Source organism: Stenotrophomonas sp. YJH_SMC_65, from assembly GCF_059369475.1.
Genome location: NZ_JCAFSR010000002.1, coordinates 564,105 through 579,449, shown reverse-complemented (window position 1 = coordinate 579,449; position 15,345 = coordinate 564,105). Strand labels below are relative to the sequence as shown.

Annotated in this window: 15 protein-coding genes and 2 tRNA genes; 3 read left to right on the top strand and 14 right to left on the bottom strand. The window is 68.8% G+C overall.

Going from position 1 to position 15,345, the window contains the following annotated elements; genetic code table 11:
* Positions 1 to 7: 7 nt before the first annotated feature.
* From uvrC to AC5P7A_RS05645, 11 genes are all read right to left on the bottom strand, one after another.
* Complete coding sequence (uvrC, locus tag AC5P7A_RS05695; protein WP_014646611.1) at positions 8 to 1,852, bottom strand: excinuclease ABC subunit UvrC; 1,845 nt, start codon at positions 1,850 to 1,852, stop codon at positions 8 to 10.
* Entirely contained in the window at positions 1,849 to 3,261 is a 1,413-nt protein-coding gene (locus AC5P7A_RS05690) for a hypothetical protein (RefSeq protein ID WP_014646610.1), read from the bottom strand. The genes uvrC and AC5P7A_RS05690 overlap by 4 nt, the downstream gene beginning before the upstream one ends.
* The gene (locus AC5P7A_RS05685) at positions 3,258 to 3,746 is read right to left on the bottom strand and encodes a low molecular weight protein-tyrosine-phosphatase (RefSeq protein WP_049442255.1); all 489 of its coding nucleotides are present in this window, start codon (positions 3,744 to 3,746) and stop codon (positions 3,258 to 3,260) included. The genes AC5P7A_RS05690 and AC5P7A_RS05685 overlap by 4 nt, the downstream gene beginning before the upstream one ends.
* Positions 3,743 to 4,516 carry a 3-deoxy-manno-octulosonate cytidylyltransferase gene (gene kdsB / locus AC5P7A_RS05680; protein ID WP_049442253.1) on the bottom strand — a complete coding sequence of 258 codons (774 nt, stop codon included), beginning with the start codon at positions 4,514 to 4,516 and terminating at the stop codon, positions 3,743 to 3,745. The genes AC5P7A_RS05685 and kdsB overlap by 4 nt, the downstream gene beginning before the upstream one ends.
* Positions 4,517 to 4,591: 75 nt before the next feature.
* The gene (gene lpxK, locus AC5P7A_RS05675) at positions 4,592 to 5,611 is read right to left on the bottom strand and encodes a tetraacyldisaccharide 4'-kinase (protein WP_049442251.1); all 1,020 of its coding nucleotides are present in this window, start codon (positions 5,609 to 5,611) and stop codon (positions 4,592 to 4,594) included.
* Entirely contained in the window at positions 5,611 to 7,359 is a 1,749-nt protein-coding gene (gene msbA, locus AC5P7A_RS05670; protein WP_014646606.1) for a lipid A export permease/ATP-binding protein MsbA, read from the bottom strand. Before msbA ends, lpxK begins: the two co-directional genes overlap by 1 nt.
* On the bottom strand, positions 7,356 to 7,778 hold the full coding sequence (locus AC5P7A_RS05665; RefSeq protein WP_014036620.1) for an ExbD/TolR family protein: 423 nt from the start codon (positions 7,776 to 7,778) through the stop codon (positions 7,356 to 7,358). Before AC5P7A_RS05665 ends, msbA begins: the two co-directional genes overlap by 4 nt.
* 3 nt (positions 7,779 to 7,781) lie before the next feature.
* Complete coding sequence (locus tag AC5P7A_RS05660) at positions 7,782 to 8,444, bottom strand: MotA/TolQ/ExbB proton channel family protein (protein ID WP_014646605.1); 663 nt, start codon at positions 8,442 to 8,444, stop codon at positions 7,782 to 7,784.
* Between the two features lie 3 nt (positions 8,445 to 8,447).
* Positions 8,448 to 10,847, bottom strand: a complete 2,400-nt coding sequence (locus tag AC5P7A_RS05655; protein WP_049442250.1) for a DNA internalization-related competence protein ComEC/Rec2 — start codon at positions 10,845 to 10,847, stop codon at positions 8,448 to 8,450.
* Positions 10,848 to 10,906: 59 nt separating this feature from the next.
* Positions 10,907 to 12,250 (bottom strand): sensor histidine kinase, encoded by a 1,344-nt coding sequence (locus AC5P7A_RS05650; protein ID WP_014646603.1) that lies wholly within the window; start codon positions 12,248 to 12,250, stop codon positions 10,907 to 10,909.
* Between the two features lies 1 nt (position 12,251).
* On the bottom strand, positions 12,252 to 12,923 hold the full coding sequence (locus AC5P7A_RS05645) for a response regulator transcription factor (RefSeq protein ID WP_005415973.1): 672 nt from the start codon (positions 12,921 to 12,923) through the stop codon (positions 12,252 to 12,254).
* Positions 12,924 to 13,068: 145 nt separating this feature from the next.
* Here AC5P7A_RS05645 and AC5P7A_RS05640 point away from each other — a divergent pair, with 145 nt between their 5' ends.
* Both AC5P7A_RS05640 and AC5P7A_RS05635 read left to right on the top strand, forming a co-directional pair.
* Positions 13,069 to 13,836 (top strand): MipA/OmpV family protein, encoded by a 768-nt coding sequence (locus AC5P7A_RS05640; RefSeq protein ID WP_227863822.1) that lies wholly within the window; start codon positions 13,069 to 13,071, stop codon positions 13,834 to 13,836.
* A gap of 29 nt (positions 13,837 to 13,865) precedes the next feature.
* Positions 13,866 to 14,150: a hypothetical protein gene (locus AC5P7A_RS05635; protein WP_014646601.1), complete on the top strand. Its 285-nt coding sequence runs from the start codon at positions 13,866 to 13,868 to the stop codon at positions 14,148 to 14,150.
* An 87-nt stretch (positions 14,151 to 14,237) separates the two neighbouring features.
* Here the strand turns inward: AC5P7A_RS05635 and AC5P7A_RS05630 are convergent, their stop codons facing one another.
* Positions 14,238 to 14,378 carry a hypothetical protein gene (locus AC5P7A_RS05630; protein ID WP_162838510.1) on the bottom strand — a complete coding sequence of 47 codons (141 nt, stop codon included), beginning with the start codon at positions 14,376 to 14,378 and terminating at the stop codon, positions 14,238 to 14,240.
* A gap of 182 nt (positions 14,379 to 14,560) precedes the next feature.
* Between AC5P7A_RS05630 and AC5P7A_RS05625 the strand changes: the two genes are divergently transcribed.
* A complete protein-coding gene (locus AC5P7A_RS05625) occupies positions 14,561 to 14,863 on the top strand; it encodes a hypothetical protein (RefSeq protein WP_049442248.1) in 303 nt (100 codons plus the stop codon).
* Between the two features lie 132 nt (positions 14,864 to 14,995).
* On the opposite strand, the gene AC5P7A_RS05620 is transcribed toward AC5P7A_RS05625, so the two are convergent.
* Both AC5P7A_RS05620 and AC5P7A_RS05615 read right to left on the bottom strand, forming a co-directional pair.
* Positions 14,996 to 15,070: transfer RNA gene (locus AC5P7A_RS05620), tRNA-Val, on the bottom strand.
* A gap of 98 nt (positions 15,071 to 15,168) precedes the next feature.
* Positions 15,169 to 15,243: transfer RNA gene (locus AC5P7A_RS05615), tRNA-Val, on the bottom strand.
* Positions 15,244 to 15,345 lie beyond the last annotated feature (102 nt).

Genomic DNA, 15,345 nt, shown 5'->3' with positions numbered 1-15,345 from the left:
TCTCTCTCTACTCGGCCGCATCAGGCGTGGCCAACCCGTGCAGGTTAGCGTAGATACGTGCCGCGAGGGCGTCATTGATGCCTTCCACCTTGGCGATCTCGGCTTCGCCAGCGGCTTTCAGGCCCACCAGGCCGCCGAAATGCTTGAGCAGGCTGGCGCGGCGGCGCGGCCCGATGCCGGGGATATCCTCCAGTTTGCTGGTCATCCGCGCCTTCTGGCGGCGCCCCCTGTGGCCGGTGATGGCGAAGCGATGCGCCTCGTCGCGCACCTGCTGGATGAACTGCAGCGCCGGGCTGGCCGCGCCCGGGCGCAGCTCGCGGCCATCGGGCATCACCAGCGCCTCGTGGCCGGCACGGCGCTCCACGCCCTTGGCCACGCCCACCAGCAGCACGCCTTCCACGCCCAGATCGGCCAGTGCGGCCTGGGCCTGCGACAGCTGGCCGGCGCCACCGTCGATCAGCAGCACGTCCGGCAGCACGCCCTGCTCTTCCACTGCGCGGCGGAAACGGCGGTCGATGGCCTGGCGCATGGCGGCGTAGTCGTCGCCCGGCTCGATGCCGCTGATGTTGAAACGGCGGTACTGCGCGCGCACCGGGCCGGCGGCGTCGAACACCACGCACGAGGCTACGGTGGCCTCGCCCAGGGTGTGGCTGATATCAAAACACTCGACACGCTTGACCGGCTCGGCCAGGCCCAGCATCTCGCGCAGCGCATCGCTGCGTGCATGCTGCGCGTTGCGGCTGTTGAGTTCGGTGGCCAGGGTCAGCTGCGCGTTGCGGCTGGCCAGCTCCACATAGCCGGCGCGCTCGCCGCGCACGTTCCACTTCAGCTGCACCTTGCGCTCGGCCGAGGCCGACAGCGCGGCGACCAGCAGGTCGGCGTCGGGAATCTCGCGGTCCAGCAGGATCTCGCGCGGCGGCTCGAATTCGATGTAGTACTGCGAGACGAAGGCGGCAAGCACCTCTTCCGGGCTTTCCTCGCCATTGGTGCGCGGGAAGAACGGGCGGGTGCCGAGGTTGCGGCCATCACGGAAGGCCAGCAGCAGCACGCAGGCCTGCGAGCCCTGCATGGCCACGGCCAGCACATCGAGGTCCGCGGCGCGGCCATCCACGTACTGGCGGGTCTGCATGCTGCGCAGCGAGGAGATCAGGTCGCGCAGGCGCGCGGCCTGCTCGAACTCCAGCGCCTCGCTGGCGGCCTGCATCTGCTCGCCCAGTTCGCGGGTCAGCTCGTCACTCTTGCCTTCCAGGAACAGGGCGGCGCGGCGCACCGACTCGGCGTACTCCGGCGCCGGGACCAGCTCCACGCAGGGCGCGCTGCAACGCCCGATCTGGTATTGCAGGCACGGTCGCGAACGGTTGCGGAACACGCTGTCCTCGCAGCTGCGCAGCTTGAACAGCTTGTGCATCAGGTTCAGCGTCTCGCGCACGGCGGTGACGCCGGGATACGGCCCGAAGTAGCGCCCGGGAATGGCACGCGGGCCACGATGCAGTGCGATGCGCGGCCAGTCCTCGCGGGTCAGCAGCACATGCGGGTAGGTCTTGTCGTCACGCAGCGAGACGTTGTAACGCGGCGACAGCGACTTGATCAACTGGTTTTCCAGCAGCAACGCCTCGGCTTCCGAGCGCGTCACGGTCACGTCCATGCGCGTGATCTGCGAGATCATCGACATGATCCGCGCGTTCTTCGGGCTGCCGTTGAAATAGCTGCCGACACGGTTGCGCAGCGCGCGCGCCTTGCCCACGTACAGCAGGGTGTCGTCGGCGGCGTACATGCGGTACACGCCAGGGGCGGTGCTGAGCTGGGCCGCGAAGGCCTTGCCGTCGAAGGCCGGGGCGGGAACGTCGGTCATTCGCTGATCGGGACTTCGCTGAGCACGCCGCTGTCGGGGTCGAATCGCAGCACGGCATGGGCGTCAGTCTCGGCGATCCACACCGCACCGGCGCCCACCGCCAATCCGGCCGGGCCATGCAGGCGGCGCGGCAGCGGCTGGGTGGTCAGTTCACCGCCGCCCAGGCGCAGCGTGCGCAGGCGACCGTTGCCGGTATCGGCAATCCACAGCAGCGGAGCGTCCGCGCTCAATGCGATAGCCTGCGGATACTGCAGGCTGGCCTGCGCACGCGGGCCGTCTTCGCTGCCGAAGCGCCAGGGCCCCTGCCCGACCAGCGTCTGCACCAGGTCGCCGCGCAGTTGCAGTGCACGGATCGAGGATCCCAAGGCGTCGGCGACGTACAACACCTGCTGCACCACGGCCAGCGCAGTCGGTTGGGCAAAGGCAGCCAGGTGGCCGCTGCCGTCACGCTCGTCGATGGAACCACTGCCGGCGCGCCATTGCAGGCTGCGCTGGCCCAGGTGGTAGCTCCAGATGCGGTTGTCGCCGGCCATCGCGATGTGCAGCTGGTTGTCGGCGATGGCCAGGCCGACAGGATGGTCCAGCGAGACCTGCCGCGCCTGCGCCACCGGACCTTCCATCGGCGCACCGGGACGTCCGTTGCCACACAGCGTGTCGACGATGCCGGTCAGCAGGTTGATGCGGCGCACCGCATGGTTGCCGGTGTCGGCGACGTACAGCGAATCGCGCTCCAGCACCAGCGCCTGCGGGCGGTGGAACGCCGCTTCGGCCAGGTTGCCGTCCATGAAATCGGCGGTACCGAGGCCGAACTGGCGCAGGATGCGGCCGCCATGGCTGCATTCGAGAATGCGGTGGTGGCCACTGTCGGCGATGTACAGGCGTTCGGTGCTGACCGCCAGGCCCAGCGGGAACCGCAGCGCCTGGCGTGGTTCCGGATGCAGTTCGCTGCCGCCGCGCGGCGGCGCCGAAGGCGCGCCCTGGCACAGCGTGTTCAGGGCGCGCTCCAGTTCACCGGGTGCTCCCTGCCCGACCAGCCGCTGCTGCTCGCGACCCTGCGCGTCCAGCAGCACCACGGTCGGCCAGGCGGTAACGCCGAAGCGGCGCCAGCCATCCCAATCGGCATCGAGCAGTACGGGCATGGCCAGACCCTGGCGGCGCAGCAGCTTCAGTGCGGCACTGGCGTCGCGCTCGAAATCGAAGCGCGGCACCTGCAGCACCAGCGGCTGCAGCTTGCCGGGGTGGCGCGACAGCCATTGGCCGAACTCGGCCAGGCGTTGCGCACTCCAGGCGGAGGCCGCATTGACGAACAGCAGCGCGACCGGCCTGCCGCGCAGTTCGGTCAGGGTGCAAGGGGTGGCATTGAGCCAGGTGGCGAACTCGGGCAGGTCCGGGACGGGCTGGACGTTCATGACCCGATTATGCCGGAGTCGGCGTCATGCAACAGTCGTGCCACCGCACGTTTTGCAGCATCGTCGACCAGCGACCAGACCTGTTCGAAATGATCGCTGCCGCCGGTGTAGGGGTCGGGGATGGCTACCCGCCCCTGAACGCCCGACCAGGGCAGGTACAACGCCAGCCGTTCACGCTGGGCCGCCGACGCCAGGCGCCCGGCATCACGCAGGTTGGCCTCGTCGGCACACAGGATCCAGTCGAAACGGTCGAAATCCACGTCCTGCAGCTGGCGTGCGCGCAGGCCGCCGATGTCCACGCCGTGCCCGGCCGCGCAGGCGATCGCGCGGCGGTCCGGCGGCTCGCCCACATGCCAGTCGCCGGTGCCAGCCGAATCAACCTGCACCCGCCCGGCCAGCGGCGAGGCATCCAGGCGTGCGCGCAGCGCGCCTTCGGCCATCGGCGAACGGCAGATGTTGCCGAGGCAGACGACCAGCAGCCTCATCGCGGCGCCATCGCCTGCAGCAGCCCCTCGGCGCGCTCCAGGTCCTCGGGCGTGTCGATGCCCGGCGGGAACGGCTCGGGCGAGATCGCCACGCTGATCGGATAGCCTGCTTCCAGCACGCGCAGCTGCTCCAGCGATTCGACCTGCTCCAGCTGGCCCGGCGGCATCGCCGCGAACTGCTGCAGGAAGCCGGCGCGATAGCCGTAGATGCCGATGTGGCGCAACCAGTGGTGGCCGTCCGGCAGCGTGTCGCGGCTGCGTGCGAAGCCGTCGCGGTGCCAGGCGATCGGCGCGCGGCTGAAGTACATCGCCTCGTTGCGCACGTTGCGCACCAGCTTCACCACGTTCGGGTCGAACAGGGTGTGCGCGTCCTCGACGGTCGTGGCGAGAGTCGACATCGTCGCAGTGCCTGCGACCAGCGCATCGGCCACCGCACGGATACCGGCCGCCGGTGCGAACGGTTCGTCGCCCTGCAGGTTGACCACCACCGTGTCATCGGCCCAGCCTGCAACGCGTGCGCATTCGGCCAGGCGATCAGTGCCGGAGGCGTGCGTGGTCGCGGTCATCGCCACCTTCACTTCGGCCAGCCCGGACAGCGCATCGGCAATGCGCTGATCGTCGGTCGCTACCCAGACTTCACGGGCACCGGCCTGCAGCGCGCGGCGCGCCACATGCAGCACCAGCGGCTCGCCGCCCAGCGGGCGCAACGGCTTGCCCGGCAGCCGCGAGGCGGCATAGCGGGCCGGAATGGCGACGACGAATTCAGTCATGCAGGCGGTACTCGGCAGGCTCGTTACAACGGGAATGCGGGCAGCAGCGCGTGAATGCAAGCGCCGCCGCGCCACTCAGTTCGGCCGCAGCTTGTCCAGGCGATCGGTCAGCGCCACCCAGAACGCCGCGGGCAACTCGGCGCGCAACGGAACCGCGTAGTGCCAGTCGTTGCCGAACGCACGGCATTTCACCGCGTCCTTCTCGGTCATCAATACCGGCAGCTGGCTGCCGAAGGACAGGTCCTGCGGCTGGTAGGCCTGGTGGTCGGCGAACGCATGCGGCACCACGCCGATCCCGCGCGCGCGCAACATGTCGAAGAAGCGCTGGGGATGGGCAATGCCGGCCACCGCATGCACGCGCTGGCCCTTGAAGTACGCCAGCGGGCGAGCGCGGCCACCGGCCAGCGGCTGTGCACTGTCGATGTGCAGCGCCATCGGCCACTGGCCGAAGCCACAGGCCTGCGCTGCGGCTTCCTCATCGGCCTGGCCGAGGTTGACCACCCGGAAATCGCATTCGCTGGCGCGGCTGACCGGCTCGCGCAACGGCCCGGCCGGAATCATCCGGCCATTGCCGTAGCGACGCTGCGCATCGACCACTTCGATCTCGATGTCGCGCGCCAGGCGGTAGTGCTGCAGGCCATCGTCGCAGACGATCACATCGCAGCCGGCCTCGATCAGCGCCTTGCCGGCGGCGACACGGTCGCGGTCCACGCGCACCGGCACACCGGTCTTCCAGGCGATCAGCACCGGCTCGTCACCGCCCTTGGCAGTTGGCGTATCGGCCTGCACCCACAGCGGCTTGTCGGCGTCTTCGCGACCATAACCACGGCTGGCCACGCCCGGCTTCCAGCCGGCCGCGCGCAGGCGCTCGACCAGGGCAATGGTCAGCGGCGTCTTGCCGGTACCACCGGCGGTGATGTTGCCGACCACGATGACCGGCACCGGCAGCGAGTGGCGCTTGCGCCAGCCACGCCGATAGGCGCGCCGGCGCAGCGCGGTGACACCTGCGTACAGCGGCGCCAGCAGGCGCATCGTCCACGGAACGGGGCTGCCGTCGTACCAGTACGCCGGGGTCTGGGTACCCTTGCCGGCCATCAGTCCTGCCTTTCGCGGAACTGCATGCTGTGCAGATGCTGGTAAAGGCCGCCCAGTTCGAGCAGCTCCTTGTGGGTGCCACGTTCAACGATGCGGCCATGGTCCATCACCAGCACCTGGTCGGCATGCTCGATGGTCGACAGGCGGTGCGCGATGACCAGCGTGGTGCGTTCCGGCATCAGGCGCTGCAGCGCATCCTGCACCAGGCGCTCGGATTCGTTGTCCAGCGCCGCAGTGGCTTCGTCGAGGATCAGGATCGGCGCGTCGCGCAGGATCGCGCGGGCAATCGCCAGGCGCTGGCGCTGGCCACCGGACAGCAGCGCGCCATTCTCGCCGACCGGGGTCTGCAGCTGCTGCGGCATGCGTGCGATGAACTCCCAGGCATTGGCCGCTTCGGCCGCCGCACGGATCTGCTCATCGGTCGCCTCCATGCCGTAGGCGATGTTGGCCGCGATGGTGTCATCGAACAGCATCACCTTCTGCCCGACGATCGCCACCTGCCGGCGCAGGTCGGCCAGCGGATAGTCATCCAGGGCCACGCCATCGAGGGTGATGACGCCGCCACTGGGCTCGTAGAAGCGCGGAACCAGCCGGATCAGGCTGGTCTTGCCGCTGCCGGAACGGCCGACGATGGCCGTCACCGTGCCCGGCCTGGCAACGAAACTGATGTCGTCCAGGGCAATGCCGCTATCTTCGCGGTAGCGCAGCATGACGTGGTCGAACGCCAGTTCGCCGCGCACGCGCTGCACGCGGTGCTGGCCCTCATCACGCTCCACCGGCATGTCGAGGATGCCGAACAGGCGCTCGGCGGCGGAGACGCCGCGCGAAATCGAGGTCTGTACGCTGGTCAGTCGGCGCAGCGAGGGAATGATGGCCATCATCGAGGTCATCAGGCCCATGAACTGGCCGGCATTGAGGCGGCCGGCCAGGGCTTCGCGGGTCGACACCCAGACGATCACCGCCAGCGCCAGTGCGGCCAGGAACTGCACCACGCTGGACGCGGCGGCGCGGGTGACCTCGACCTTCATGTTCAGCGCCAGCATGCGGTTGGCCAGGCGCGAGTAGCGCGAGATCTCATGCTGCTGGGTGCCGTGCACCTTCACTTCCTGCTGCGCGGCCAGCGACTGCTCGGCAGTCTGCGCCATCGTGCCCATGCCGTCCTGGATGCCGCGGCTGATGCGACGGTAGCGCTTGCCCACGTAGGACACGATGCCGCCGATCAGCGGCACCACCAGCAGCATCGCCAGGGTCACCTTGACGCTCATCTGCAGCATCACTGCCAGCATCGCGATGATGGTGAGGGTATCGGCGACCACGGTCTTCAGCGCGTCGGCACTGGCCTGGGTGACCTGTTCCGTATCGAAGTTGAGGCGGCTGACCATTACCGGCGTCGCTTCGGTATCGAAGTGCGACGACGGCAGGTGCAGGTACTTCTGCAGCACCTGCTCACGCAGGTCGCGGACCACGCTGCGGCCGGTCTTGGCCAGCGTGTAGTCGCTGACCCAGGTGGCCAGGCTGCGCATCAGGAACAGGCCGAGGATGGTCAGCGGCAGCACCACGGCCGCGCGCGGCTGCGGATCGACGAAACCTTCGTTGACCAGCGGCTCCATCAGCTTGGTGAAGTGATAGCCGGCGAGGGCTTCGACCACCATGGCGATGACCGCGCCCACCATGAACACCCAGTAGGTGCGGGTGTAGCCCAGCAGACGTTTGTAGATCGGCCACACCGGCGCGTGATGGGAACTCATGGACGCACCTCTGGCGCAGTTGCAATGGCGATACGACGGAAACCGAGCTGACCGAGCGCGTCCTGCGCAGTCACCACGGCCTGGTAGGGAGTACGCGCGTCGGCGCGCAGCAGCACGGGCTGGCTGCGATCACTGCCGGCGACGGCGGCGATGGTCTGCTTGACGGACTCGACATCGCTGCGCAGCACTTCCTGGTCATTGATGAAATAACGGCCTTCGGCGTTGATCAGCACGCTGAGCGAACGCGGCGGTTCGTTGTTGGGCTGCTGGCTGGCGGTGGGCAGCTGCACCTGCAACGTCGAGCGCGCATCGAAGGTGGTGGTGACCACGAAGAAGATGATCAGCACCAGGATGACGTCGATCAGCGGGACCAGATCGATATGCGGCTCATCCTGGGATCGGTCATTGCCGATACGCATCGATCAGGCCTTCGCCGCAGCGGCGTTGGCCGGGCGCGCCGACGGGGACGGGTTCATCACCCCCGGGCGGCCGTCGAGCGTATCCAGCAGGGCGCTGGCCTCCTGTTCCATCTCCACCACGTAGCCGTGGATGCGGCCCTTGAAGTAGCGATGGAACATCAGTGCCGGGATGGCCACGATCATGCCGGTGGCGGTGCACACCAGGGCCTTGCCGATGCCACCGGCCAGCTGGTTCACATCACCCACGCCATGGTCGAGGATGCCCAGGAACATCTGGATCATGCCGATCACGGTGCCGAGCAGGCCCAGCAGCGGCCCAGCCGAAGCGATGGTGCCCAGCGCGTTGAGGAACCGCTCCATGCGGTGCACCAGGTGACGGCCGGTATCCTCGATGCGCTCGCGGATCTGGTCGCGCGGGCGGTTGCGGGCTTCCAGCGCGGCCGCCAGCAGCGCGCCCAACGGCGAGTTGGCACGCAGGGTCTGCAGGTGCGCCGGGTCAAGCTTGCCGCGCGCGGCCCAGTTGCGCACTTCCTGGCCGAGGCCGGGCGGCAGCACCTCCGTTCGCCGCAGGGACCAGAAACGCTCCAGGATGATCGCCAAAGCCAGTACGCCCAACAGCAGCAGCGGCACCATCGGCCAGCCACCGGCCTTGACCAGTTCCCACACGTTTCAACCCTCCGGCCCAACGGCCGCTTGTTCGATCGGCGATAGGATAGCAGCCGACCGCGCCCGCCCAGCGGCATCCCACCACCGGGATGCATGGATGCGCTGTTCACGCAGCTGCAGCCCTTGTGCGCCAAGCCATACGCGGATCGCCCCGGACTCCGCAGTGGACACCACCTCGGCGCCCTGTCCCTGCCAGCGCCGGACCACGTCCTGGCGCGGGTGGCCGAAACGGTTCTGGTGGCCGGCCGAGACCAATGCCAGCCGGGCTGACACCGCCGCCACCCAGGGCGCGCTGGAGCTGCCGCCACTGCCATGGTGCGGCACCAGCACCACATCCGCCTTCAGCGCCGCCGCAGACGCCCGCAACAGCGCCTGTTCGGCCGGACGGCCGATGTCCCCCGGCAACAGGACCACGCCATGGGCACCGGCCACGCGCAGCACGCAGCTGTCTTCGTTTTCGGCCCGCTGGCTGCCGGCATCCGGGTGCAGCACCTGGAAATCGACGCCATCCCAGTGCCAGCGCAGGCCGCGCTGGCAACGGCCGGCCCCGGCGATCGTACTTCCCGGCGGCGCCAGCAATGACAGCCCCGGCAGCTGAAGACGCAGGCTCGGCAGGTTGCCGGCATGATCGAGATCGTCGTGGCTGAGCAGCACCCGCTCGGGCGGCGCCTGGCCCAGGGCCCGCAGTGACGGAACCAGGATCCGCTCGCTGCCCTCGCCCCCGTTCGGCGGCCCCACGTCATACCAGAGGGCATGCCGCGCAGTACGCAGCAACACCGCCGTGCCCTGGCCGACGTCATGCACCAGCAGCTCCAGCTCTCCCTCGGCCGGGCGCTCACGCGCCGGCCACAGCAGCGGCAGGCACAGCAGCAGGCCAGCCAGCCAGCCCCCGGCACCCCGTGGCAGCAGCCACCAGAACACCCCCAGCAGCGCCGCCGGCACTGCCCAGGCCGGCGCCTCGGCCAACCACCACATCGCCTGCGGGTGCGCCGCCAGTGGCTGCAGGGCCTGCCAGCTGATCTCGAACAGCCACGCCGCCGCGCGCCACGCCCAGCACCCAGCACCGTCGTGCAGCGCCTGCAGGGCGGTGCCCAGCAGCGACAGGGGCACCACCAGCAATGTCCACCACGGGATGACCGGCAGGTTCACCAGCGGCCCCAGCCAGGCGGTGCCACCGAACAAGGCGATGCCCAGCGGCAACAGGCCGACGCTGGCCACCCCTTGTGCGGCCAGGAACCCGCGCAGGTTGGCGGCCACCCCGCGCGGACGTCCCTGCGGCAAGCACCACACCAGCCACAGTACGCCGCCGAAGCTGAGCCAGAAGCCCGCTGACAGCACCGACAGGGGCGCCGGCAGCAGCAGCGCCAGCGCCGCCAGCGCAAGCCCCTGCACGAGACCCAGCGGGCGCCGCCCGCTGCGCGCCAGGGCCACCAGCCCGATCATCAGTGCCGTGCGCACGGTCGGCAATTCACCACCGGCCAGCACCGCATAGCCCGCTGCGGACAGCGCCGCGGCGCAGGCCGCCGCCTGTGGACGTGGCCAATGCCGGGCCAGCAGGGGGCACAGCCACCACAGCCCTCGGCACAGCAACGCCCCCAGCCCCGCCACCACCCCGACATGAAATCCGGAAATGGCCACCAGATGGGTCAGCCCCAGCGCCCGCAGCTGATCCCAATCGGTGTCGGACAGGCCACGCGTGTCGCCCAGGGCGAGCGCCTGCACGAAACGGGCGGCCGGATGGGCCACTTGCAGCGCGATGGCGGCGCTGGTGCGCTCACGCCATGCAGGCAGGCCATGTCCGGCCTGCAGCTCACGCGCGCTGGCCGGCGCCCTCACCGTTCCAGTGCCGGCTACGCCACGCAGCAGCGCATGACGCTCACTGTCAAAACCCCCGGGATTGATCCGCGAGCGAGGGGCCCGCACACGCAGCGCCAGCTGCCACTGCGCACCGGCCAGGACCTGCCTGCGCCGCCCCTCGGCAGCGGCGCTGGACCTGCCTTGCCAGCCGTCGTTCCAGGTGACCTGCAGGCGCTTGCCGCGCAGCGATGGCAGTTCGCGGCTCTCGCTGACCTGCAGCAGGAAGCGGGTGTGCGCGGCCCGATGATCCGGCAGATCGATGACCCGGCCACTGACCACTACATCCCGAGCCGGTTGGCCCGGTGGCAGCTGGTCCTGCATTGCCCAGTGCGCGTGCATCGACGTCCATCCGGCACCGAGCAGCATGACCGCCGGCAGGCGCCCCCGCCATCGCAGGCCCCACCCGGCCATGCCAAGCACGATCATCACCGTGCAGACCCACAGCGGCGGCAGCTGCGACAGCTGCACGCAGCCCAACGCCCCCAGTGTGAGCGCCCCAGCGGTGCCACTGCCCAGCAAGGGAGACGGGGAGCGCTCGATGGCCATGAGGCCAGCCTGCCGCTGCCGGCGGCAGGTTGCCTATCGGGACTTGCCCCGCAAACGCGTCAGCGCCGCGCGCTGCCGCGATGGAAATTGACCCGGAAGCTTGCGCCGCCGCCCGCGGCCTCACCGACACTGACCGAGCCGCCATGGTGCTGCACGATCTCCTTCACCAGGTGCAGGCCAAGGCCACTGCCGCTGCCCGCCGCGCGCAGGCGATGGAACGGCTCGAAGATCGCCTCGCGGTCGCCTACTGGAATGCCCGCGCCCTGGTCGCTGACTTCCAGCAACCCGCGCGTGTCCAACCGCACACAGATGGTGCCACGGCCACCACCATGCACGATCGCGTTGTGTACCAGATTGGCAATCACCCGCCCCAGCGCCAGGCTGTCACCGTGGATCCACACCGGCGCTTCCGGCGCGTCCACTTCGAATCCATAGCCGGCGCCCACCACCAACGGCGCCAGGTCCGCGGCTGCCTCACGCACCAGCAGGGCCAGGTCCAGCCGCTGCAATGCGCCGACATTGCGGTCAAGCCGCTGCAGATCAAGCAGGTGCTCGGCAACATTGCCCAGCCGCGCCACGTCGGTCAGCAACTGCGATTTCAGCTCGCCCTGCGGCAGCTGCGACAGGCGCGCCTGCACCACGGCGATCGGCACGCGCAGCTCGTGCGCTGCGTCGGCAAGGAACTTGTCGCGCGCGGCGTAGCCCTGCTGCACCTTGTCGATGGCATCGTTGAACGCTTCCACCAGCGGCGCCACTTCCGTGGAGACCAGCCGCGCATCCAGCCGCGCACCGGGCTGGCCGATGTCCAGCTCCTTGGCCTGCTGCGCGGAACGGCGCACACCGCGCATGGCACGGTGGATCACGGTCGGCATCACCAGCAGGGTGACCACGATCAGTGGCAGGAAGAACCACAGGCCGATCAGGCGCAGCACCATCAGCGCACCGTCCAGCAGCCCGCCCTTGGGTGCTCCACCGACCATCACGGTGATGCGGCGCCCATCCTCGTTGCGGATCATCACCCGCGCCACGTCCAGGTAGGGCGGTACCAGCGAACCCAGCTCGGTGGCACCCACGGTCGGCAACCGCGCGAGCATCGGCGCGTGGATCGCGGGGATGGTGCCGCGCTCGAGCCACATGCCCTTGTCATCCACCGCGGCGAACCAGAGATTTCCCCCGGCGTTGGCATCAAGCTTGTCCCAGCGCGCCTGGTCCAGCACCAGGCGGCCGTCTTCGCTGTGCACCGCCTTGGCCACCGCCTCGGCAACGAACATGTCCATGCCCCAGGAGTCCTTGTCACCCCAGGTCAGGATCAGCGCGACCACCGCGAACAGTACGGTGAAGGCCTGCGCCAGGAACAGGCGCCAGGCCAGGCCAAGGGTGATCGAACGGATCGGACGGGCCATCTCAGGCCTCCGCCAGCAGGTAGCCGACGCCCCGTATCACGTGGATCTCGACGCCGGCACCGGCCTGCTGCAGTGCCTTGCGCAGCTTGGAGATGTGCGCGTCGAGCGCATTGGACTGGATCTCATCGTCGAAACCGTACACCGCAGCCTCCAACGCACTGCGGGTGACCGTGCGCCCCTGCCGCATCGCCAATGCCTGCAGCACCAGTACCTGCCGACGTGGCAGCGCCAGAGGCTGGCCCTCCACCTGCGCCTGCAGCGATTCGAAATCGAACTCGAGCCGCCCCAGCCGCAGGCTCGGTGTCACCATCGCCGAAGGCCTGCGCGATACCGCGCGGATGCGCGCCATCAGTTCCTCGATCGCCACCGGCTTGACCAGATAGTCATCGGCACCGACGTCCAGGCCTTCGACCTTGTCCGACAGCGTGCCCTTGGCGGTCAGCATGATCACCGCCAGGTTCGGCCGCAGCGCACGCGCCGTCGCGACGAATCCGGCGCCATCGCCATCGGGCAGCTGGCGATCGAGCAGCAGCAGCTGGTGCACCGGTTCGCGCAACGCGAGCGCGGCCTCGGCCAGGCTGCCGACCACGTCGGCGACCACGCCCTGCCGCTCCAGGCCCGATTGCAGGGCGCGGGACAGATCAGGATCGTCTTCGACCAGGAGGATGCGCATCAGGAACTCGTCTGCCGGAAACGCTGCCGATCATAGTGCCTGGCGCCAGGGTTTTGCGCCCATGCGTGCCGATCACGCGGGCGCAATGTTCTGACAATGTTGCCCCCTCACCATGCGCAGCCATCCTCCGCAACGTGGCTGATCGATGCCGTCGCTGTCCCCGACCCTGCTGCGCCCGCTGCTGTTCACCGCTGCCCTCGGCGTGCCGTTGCTCGCCCACGCTGCAGAGCAGAACCCGGGCGTACAGGCCGGCATCAGCGCTGGCGCGACCTCCGGTGCGTACGCGCACTACGACGTCAAACCGCTGGTGGTACCGGCCATTGCCTGGCAGGGCGAGCGCTTCTTCGCCAGCCCCGGCTCGCTGGGCATGTACCTCTACAAGGGCCAGGGCCTGCGCCTGTCGGCAGCGGTCACGCCCTACACGCTGCGCTTCAAGACCAACGACGTGAACGATGCTCAGCTGCGCCGCCTGCACAGCCGGCAGATGTCGGCCATGGCCGGCATCAACGGCGAGTACAGCGCCGACTGGGGCATGGTCGAGGCCAGCGTGATGCGCGAAGTGACCGGCCATGGCGGCGGTTTCGAGTCGCGCCTGCATTACAGCTACCCGATCCAGGCGGGTCGCTTCACCTGGGTGCCGCGGGCGGGCGTGGTGCACTCCAGTGCACGGCTGCTCGACTACTACTACGGCATCAGCGATGAAGAAGCCCTGCGCTCGGGCCTTGCCGCCTACCGCCCCGGCAGCACCACGTCGCCGAGCCTGCAGATCGCGGTCAGCACGCCACTGGGCACCAAATGGCGCGCCACCGGCGTGGTGGCCAACCAGTGGTTCGGTGATGCAGTGAAGGACAGCCCGATGGCACGACGTGGCACGCAGACGTCGGCCTTCGTTTCCCTGATGCGCTCATTCTGAGCGAGCGCCCCCTACGGACAAGGACCCCCATGGCCTCCGTCTCCTCCGCCACCGAAGCCCACGCGATCCTGCGCGCGCCCGACCTGGACAGCGCCGAGCGCGTCTATCTGGGACTGATGCCCGACCTTGAACATGTGAATGCACTGGCACGCCGTGCAGTGGGCCTGTCACGCGTTGCCGACGCGGCACGCGGCTATGCGTTGTCGATGACCCTGGTTGGACTGCGCCTGCAGGAACTGGAGATGGGCGAGCCGACGGCCAGGGAGCACCGCCAGGCAACCCTGCGCAGCCTGCGCCAGGCCTTCAGCGCCTGACGGCACATGCACGGACACTGCCGCCGCACCCTTGCCGCGGCACCCGTATTCACTGCATCAGCAGCCAAGCCCACGCGGTAGCGTCGCTCAGCGCAGCGTGGTCCACGCCAGCAGCGCGCACAGGATCGCCACCCAGATCACTGCCTTGAACGTGCCTTCCAGCATGTTGCCGCCGAACAGGCGTTCCAGGAACGGATTGGGCCTGGACACCGGGACGTGATCGCTCATGCGGCAGCTCGCTGAAGTGACGGCGCGGTTGCGCGGTAGCGCCGAGTCTACGCCTGCGCGTCCCGGATTCATCGCCGCCTGCCCGCCTTTGGCGGCGCAATCCCCGTCTTCGTCGCAGGCCGGCTGCGGTGCCCGGCCGGCCATGCCAGCCTGCACGCACTTTCCCGCTGGAGCACCGTGCCATGCCGATGCTTGCCCTGGTCCTGCTGTTCTCCAGCCTGTTCGGCGACGGCAGCGGGCCCACCGAGGATGCCCTACGCAGCCAGATCCTGCGCACCGAAGGACCGCAGGACACGCATGAAGCGCTGCCCCTGCAGCTCTATCGCCTGCGCCAGGACCGCGTGCTGCGCCTGGGCAGCCAGCAACTGGCAGGCGACCATGGCGGCAGCCCGAATGCTGCGCTGGCCCGGGCAGGTGTAGCGCAGCTGTGGGAACGCGTCGATGGCCACTGGCGGATCCAGCGTTCGATCACCATCACCCACTGATTTCACGCCACTGAACCTGCAGGAATGTGGCTTCGCGGGAACGCCGGGGTCCTGCCCCTGGAAAGAAAAAAAGCCGGCCCCAGGGCCGGCTTTCATCGTTTCCACCGCTTCACCGGCAACGCCGGGAACAGGTGGTGGGCGGTACAGGGTTCGAACCTGTGACCCCTACCATGTCAAGGTAGTGCTCTACCGCTGAGCTAACCGCCCATCTTGTTCTTGCCGCCCGAAGGCTGGCCTTGTTACGTAAAAACCCGGCGCCAGGGCCGGGCTTTGCAGTTCACGAGAGCCCTTTTGCGAGGACTTCGTGGTGGGCGGTACAGGGTTCGAACCTGTGACCCCTACCATGTCAAGGTAGTGCTCTACCGCTGAGCTAACCGCCCGTTTTGCTTCTGCATTTCCGCGATTGCGTCGGTGCAGGCCGCGTATATTACGGATGCCGGCAGGGAAGCGCAACACTTTTGTGAAGATGATGCTGCACTGCC

What these genes read in the sequence shown, in the direction of transcription:
- AC5P7A_RS05665 (WP_014036620.1), bottom strand. Translation starts at nt 7,778, where the DNA reads ATGCGTATCGGCAATGACCGATCCCAGGATGAGCCGCATATCGATCTG.
- AC5P7A_RS05630 (WP_162838510.1), bottom strand. Translation starts at nt 14,378, where the DNA reads ATGAGCGATCACGTCCCGGTGTCCAGGCCCAATCCGTTCCTGGAACGC.
- uvrC (WP_014646611.1), bottom strand. Translation starts at nt 1,852, where the DNA reads ATGACCGACGTTCCCGCCCCGGCCTTCGACGGCAAGGCCTTCGCGGCC.
- AC5P7A_RS05640 (WP_227863822.1), top strand. Translation starts at nt 13,069, where the DNA reads ATGCCGTCGCTGTCCCCGACCCTGCTGCGCCCGCTGCTGTTCACCGCT.
- AC5P7A_RS05655 (WP_049442250.1), bottom strand. Translation starts at nt 10,847, where the DNA reads ATGGCCATCGAGCGCTCCCCGTCTCCCTTGCTGGGCAGTGGCACCGCT.
- AC5P7A_RS05635 (WP_014646601.1), top strand. Translation starts at nt 13,866, where the DNA reads ATGGCCTCCGTCTCCTCCGCCACCGAAGCCCACGCGATCCTGCGCGCG.
- AC5P7A_RS05690 (WP_014646610.1), bottom strand. Translation starts at nt 3,261, where the DNA reads ATGAACGTCCAGCCCGTCCCGGACCTGCCCGAGTTCGCCACCTGGCTC.
- kdsB (WP_049442253.1), bottom strand. Translation starts at nt 4,516, where the DNA reads ATGACTGAATTCGTCGTCGCCATTCCGGCCCGCTATGCCGCCTCGCGG.
- AC5P7A_RS05685 (WP_049442255.1), bottom strand. Translation starts at nt 3,746, where the DNA reads ATGAGGCTGCTGGTCGTCTGCCTCGGCAACATCTGCCGTTCGCCGATG.
- msbA (WP_014646606.1), bottom strand. Translation starts at nt 7,359, where the DNA reads ATGAGTTCCCATCACGCGCCGGTGTGGCCGATCTACAAACGTCTGCTG.
- AC5P7A_RS05650 (WP_014646603.1), bottom strand. Translation starts at nt 12,250, where the DNA reads ATGGCCCGTCCGATCCGTTCGATCACCCTTGGCCTGGCCTGGCGCCTG.
- AC5P7A_RS05645 (WP_005415973.1), bottom strand. Translation starts at nt 12,923, where the DNA reads ATGCGCATCCTCCTGGTCGAAGACGATCCTGATCTGTCCCGCGCCCTG.
- lpxK (WP_049442251.1), bottom strand. Translation starts at nt 5,611, where the DNA reads ATGGCCGGCAAGGGTACCCAGACCCCGGCGTACTGGTACGACGGCAGC.
- AC5P7A_RS05625 (WP_049442248.1), top strand. Translation starts at nt 14,561, where the DNA reads ATGCCGATGCTTGCCCTGGTCCTGCTGTTCTCCAGCCTGTTCGGCGAC.